Origin of the sequence: Pseudomonas sp. HMWF006 (assembly GCF_003061205.1) — a bacterium.
GTDB classification, from domain to species: domain Bacteria; phylum Pseudomonadota; class Gammaproteobacteria; order Pseudomonadales; family Pseudomonadaceae; genus Aquipseudomonas; species Aquipseudomonas monsensis.
The window spans coordinates 1-3,995 of record NZ_QAIU01000266.1 but is presented as its reverse complement, the minus strand read 5'-3'; the positions used below and the strand labels follow the sequence as shown (position 1 = coordinate 3,995).

The window sequence follows — 3,995 nt, the reverse complement described above, 5'->3', positions numbered from 1 at the left end:
GGCCCAAGTGGTGGTGATCGATCACAACACCCGCCAGCGTTTGTTCGGCGAGGGAGTCGATCCGTTGGGGCAGGTGATTTTGATCGGCAACCTGCCGTGCACGGTGATCGGGGTCGCTGCGGAAAACAAAAACCTGTTCGCTTCAGGCAAGACCCTCAACGTCTGGGTGCCCTATGAAACCGCCGCCGGCCGGGTGCTGGGCCAGCGTTATCTGGACAGCATCAGCGTGCGCATGAAGGACGGCCAGCCGAGCAAAGTGGTGGAAGAGCACGTTATTCAGTTGTTGCAGCAGCGCCACGGCACCAAGGATTTTTTCACCAACAACCTCGACAGCGTCTTGCAGACCGTGCAGAAAACCAGCCGCTCGCTGGCCTTGCTGCTGTCGTTGATCGCGGTGATTTCGCTGGTGGTCGGTGGTATCGGAGTGATGAACATCATGCTGGTGTCAGTCACCGAACGCACCCGCGAGATCGGCATCCGCATGGCGGTGGGGGCGCGGCAGTCGGACATTCGTCAGCAGTTTCTGGTGGAGGCCGTGATGGTCTGTCTGTTGGGCGGAGCGATCGGGATTTCGCTGTCGTACGGCATCGGCCATTTGTTTTCGGTGTTCATCAAGGAATGGGAAATGGTCTTCTCCCTCGCTTCGGTGCTCACAGCGGTGATCTGCTCGACCCTGATCGGCATCGTCTTCGGCTTCGTCCCGGCCCGCAACGCCTCGCGGCTCGATCCAATCGAAGCACTGGCCCGTGACTGAATAGCTGATTGCCCCAAGGAGTTGCCGCAGGCTGCGGCAGCTCCTTGGGGGATTGCGGTTGGAGTCAGGCTGCGGTGGAGGCCGAGGTGTCCTGAGGTGAATACATCCAGCGCATCAACGAATGGCGTCCGCTGATCCCCAGCTTGATCGCCGCGCGTTTGAGATAGCTTTCCACGGTGTTGACCTTCAACTGCAACAGCTCCGCCAGTTCCGGGGCGGTACGCCCGGCCAGCAGGCCGACGCACACCTCGGTTTCGCGGTTCGACAGGCTCAGTCCCAATTGCTCCAGACGCTCGGTGAAACGCAGGCGCAGGGTTTGCAGGCCGCTGCCTTCAGACACCTCGGCGGGCGTCGTCGTGTCATGGTTCGTCGGTTGCAGGGCGCTGATGTGTTTTTCCACCATCGGCAGCAGCACCGGCGAGATGTCCTGCAACAAGCTGCGTTCCTGCGCCGAAAACCGCTGCGACTGCGCATTGCGATACACCGAAATCACGTAGCGAAAACCGTCCTTACGGCGGGTCAGGTGGAGTTGCGAGGCATCGGCCACGCTCGAAGAATCCGCTGCGTGCGGCGCATGGGCCGCCGCAGCGCTGTGTTCGGAGAATAGCGTCTCTGCCAGTTGCGCCGAGTCTTTGACCGGCCCCGGCTCACCACGACTGGCGGCGCGGCTCACCGGTTCGACGCGCATCTGCCGGATGTGCGTGGCGTCCACTGCCAACTGGGTGAGGATCAGGTCATGCAGCATGCGCGGGAAGTGCCGGCTGCCGGTGCTGGCGATCACTTTGCCGATGTGGGGAAACAGGTGTGAATTCATATGCGTCATCCATGAATGTACGTAGAGACAGACTTCCAGCCGCGCCGCCGACGATCTCCCTGAACGGCAAACACGCGCTGCATTGGATCCTATCCTAGTACAACGTTTTAGCGACCGTTTAATGAAGGTGTTATTAGCTCATAACGAGCATCCGTCGCCATTCTTCAAGCGAGCGTGGATTTATCCGCCAGGGTTCGCCTGGATTGTCCTGTTTGAGTTGACGGTGAAACGCTTTTCAACGGATTTATCCTTTTTCGAGCCCCCAGTAATCTGTGCCCAACTTGAACGCAACAACAATTTCCAACATTGAAAAGGGACGCGCAGATGAACACTCCAACCTACAACCGCCTGAACAAAGACGACGCCGTGGTACTGCTGGTCGATCACCAGACCGGCCTGATCTCCCTGGTCCAGGACTTCTCGCCCAACGAGTTCAAGAACAACGTGCTGGCGCTGGCCGATCTGGCGAAATTCTTCAACTTGCCGACCATCCTCACCACCAGCTTCGAACAAGGCCCGAACGGCCCGCTGGTGCCGGAACTGAAAGAAATGTTCCCCGACGCGCCGTACATTGCCCGCCCGGGTCAGATCAACGCCTGGGACAACGAAGACTTCGTCAAGGCTATCAAGGCCACCGGCCGCAAACAGATCATCATCGCCGGCGTGGTAACCGATGTGTGCGTTGCGTTCCCGACCCTGTCGGCCCTGGCCGAAGGCTTCGACGTGTTCGTCGTCACCGATGCCTCCGGCACCTTCAACACCACCGTGCAACAAGCCGCGTGGAACCGCATGACCCAGGCCGGCGCACAGATGATGAACTGGTTCTCTGTGGCCTGCGAACTGCACCGCGACTGGCGCAACGACATCGAAGGGCTGGGTAACCTGCTGTCGCAACGGATTCCGAACTATCGCAACTTGATGAATGGTTATGCGGCGTTGACGGCTCAGCAGAAGTAAGCCGACACGGTTCAAAGGAAAAGCCTGCTTTGAAAAGCAGGCTTTTTTGTCAGCGGTTGTTGCCGCGCGTCCATAAACCACTAGCGGTCAGTTATGGGAAGGGTGACCTTGGGGTTGCTCGCCCTATCAAAAGCCTGTCTGAACAGTGGGCTTTTGATTCTATTTCGGTTTCAGAAGCACGGGTGCGGCGATTCAAGGCAAGGGTTAATCATCACTCGAGAGGCTTTACCCGATACGTTTTGTAGAGGCGTTGAACCTCGGGATCATCCAGACTCTCATACGTGATGCCTTCTTTATCCAGGCCATCCAGCCCCTTTATACCGCCAATCATTTCCGGCCACTCCTCACGACTGGAAATGTCGATTACAAACGGCGACAAGTAGCCATCCAGATGGCCTTGAAACGGATCTCGAATCTCGTCGCTGAGTGTCCGCAAATAGTCATCCTTGCTGGTTTTTGCCCAATTGATGGCGAATTTGGTCCGAAAGCACAGCTCCATGTAGACAAGCAGGATCGTACGGCCGTTACCGTCCAGAAAGGGGTGAGCAGAAGCCAGTTGGCCCATTACCTCGCCAGGCCTGGCTCGGAAGCGTTTCTTGTTTGCTGCGAGCTCAAGGGCATATTCGACGGACCTTTTGATAAGGTCGGGACGCTCAAATATCGTGTGATGAGGATCATCCTTCGATCCCTTGAAAACGGCCAGATGGGGGACCAGTTCATTCCTGTCTTTACCCGCCCAAGGGTAAAACCCGGAGAACAGCATTTCGTGTGTTTTGAGGACAGCTTGGTAGTCGATGGGCTTTTCCTGGCGAGGTAGGCGAGAGCGTCGTCGATACTGGCTTCAGAAGGAGAGATGCTCAGATTCCTTTACTTCAATGGGATCTTTGAGTTTGAGCGAGTTTTGAAGATAACCTTCAGTTTCGAAATCGCCGAAGGGATCGAAAGTCATGCGGTGGGCTGCTGTTTACCACGCCTTTTTTCCTGCAGGTAGCGTCCTTGCAGGGCCATGATCTCTGTCTTGCTCAACACGCCTTTTCTTTTGAGGTTAACAAGCAATTGCTCGACACCGTCCAGCTCCACCATGTCACCCGCCAGGCGTGTAATGGTCACTGCCATGCAGCTCAGGTTGTCGCGATCGGCGCTGACCTTGTGTTCTTTGGCGAGCAGGCGAACTTCAGTCGCAACGCTGTCAGTGGCTGATCTAGTCATTTGGAAACCCCTTGTTTTCTCTTTCAGAGCATAGCATGGCGTCATTTCTACAGGCTTGTCAGCCAGTGCTTTACCTGCCCACCAGACTCTGATCGACACCGCAGTTTCATGACCATCGCAAAATCTGTGGGAGCGGGCAACGCAATGCTACCTGCCAAGCGCCACATCGGTCGGCGCAGTTTCGACACCTGGCTCGCCCCGTAACGTCTCCGGAACTCCCGCCCAAAGCACCGCCACCGCCACGCCCGCAATCCCTGCCAG

The 3,995-nt window shown here is 57.2% G+C and carries 4 protein-coding genes and 1 pseudogene; 2 read left to right on the top strand and 3 right to left on the bottom strand.

All coding sequences use genetic code 11. The annotated features are described in order from the left end of the window. The coding region (locus DBR24_RS11045) for an FtsX-like permease family protein (protein WP_128614749.1) at positions 1–754 on the top strand (754 nt) is incomplete at its 5' end. Between the two features lie 64 nt (positions 755–818). On the opposite strand, the gene DBR24_RS11040 is transcribed toward DBR24_RS11045, so the two are convergent. Next, a complete protein-coding gene (locus tag DBR24_RS11040) occupies positions 819–1,568 on the bottom strand; it encodes a helix-turn-helix transcriptional regulator (RefSeq protein ID WP_128614748.1) in 750 nt (249 codons plus the stop codon). Between the two features lie 324 nt (positions 1,569–1,892). On the opposite strand from DBR24_RS11040, the gene ycaC reads away from it, so the two are divergent. After that, complete coding sequence (gene ycaC / locus DBR24_RS11035; RefSeq protein WP_123462852.1) at positions 1,893–2,525, top strand: isochorismate family cysteine hydrolase YcaC; 633 nt, start codon at positions 1,893–1,895, stop codon at positions 2,523–2,525. Between the two features lie 211 nt (positions 2,526–2,736). On the opposite strand, the pseudogene DBR24_RS11030 reads toward ycaC, so the two are convergent. After that, positions 2,737–3,474, bottom strand: a pseudogene (locus tag DBR24_RS11030) (Fic family protein). Then, complete coding sequence (locus tag DBR24_RS11025; protein ID WP_123462970.1) at positions 3,471–3,734, bottom strand: hypothetical protein; 264 nt, start codon at positions 3,732–3,734, stop codon at positions 3,471–3,473. Before DBR24_RS11025 ends, DBR24_RS11030 begins: the two are co-directional and overlap by 4 nt. Positions 3,735–3,995 lie beyond the last annotated feature (261 nt).

What these genes read in the sequence shown, in the direction of transcription:
- DBR24_RS11025 (WP_123462970.1), bottom strand. Translation starts at nt 3,734, where the DNA reads ATGACTAGATCAGCCACTGACAGCGTTGCGACTGAAGTTCGCCTGCTC.
- ycaC (WP_123462852.1), top strand. Translation starts at nt 1,893, where the DNA reads ATGAACACTCCAACCTACAACCGCCTGAACAAAGACGACGCCGTGGTA.
- DBR24_RS11040 (WP_128614748.1), bottom strand. Translation starts at nt 1,568, where the DNA reads ATGAATTCACACCTGTTTCCCCACATCGGCAAAGTGATCGCCAGCACC.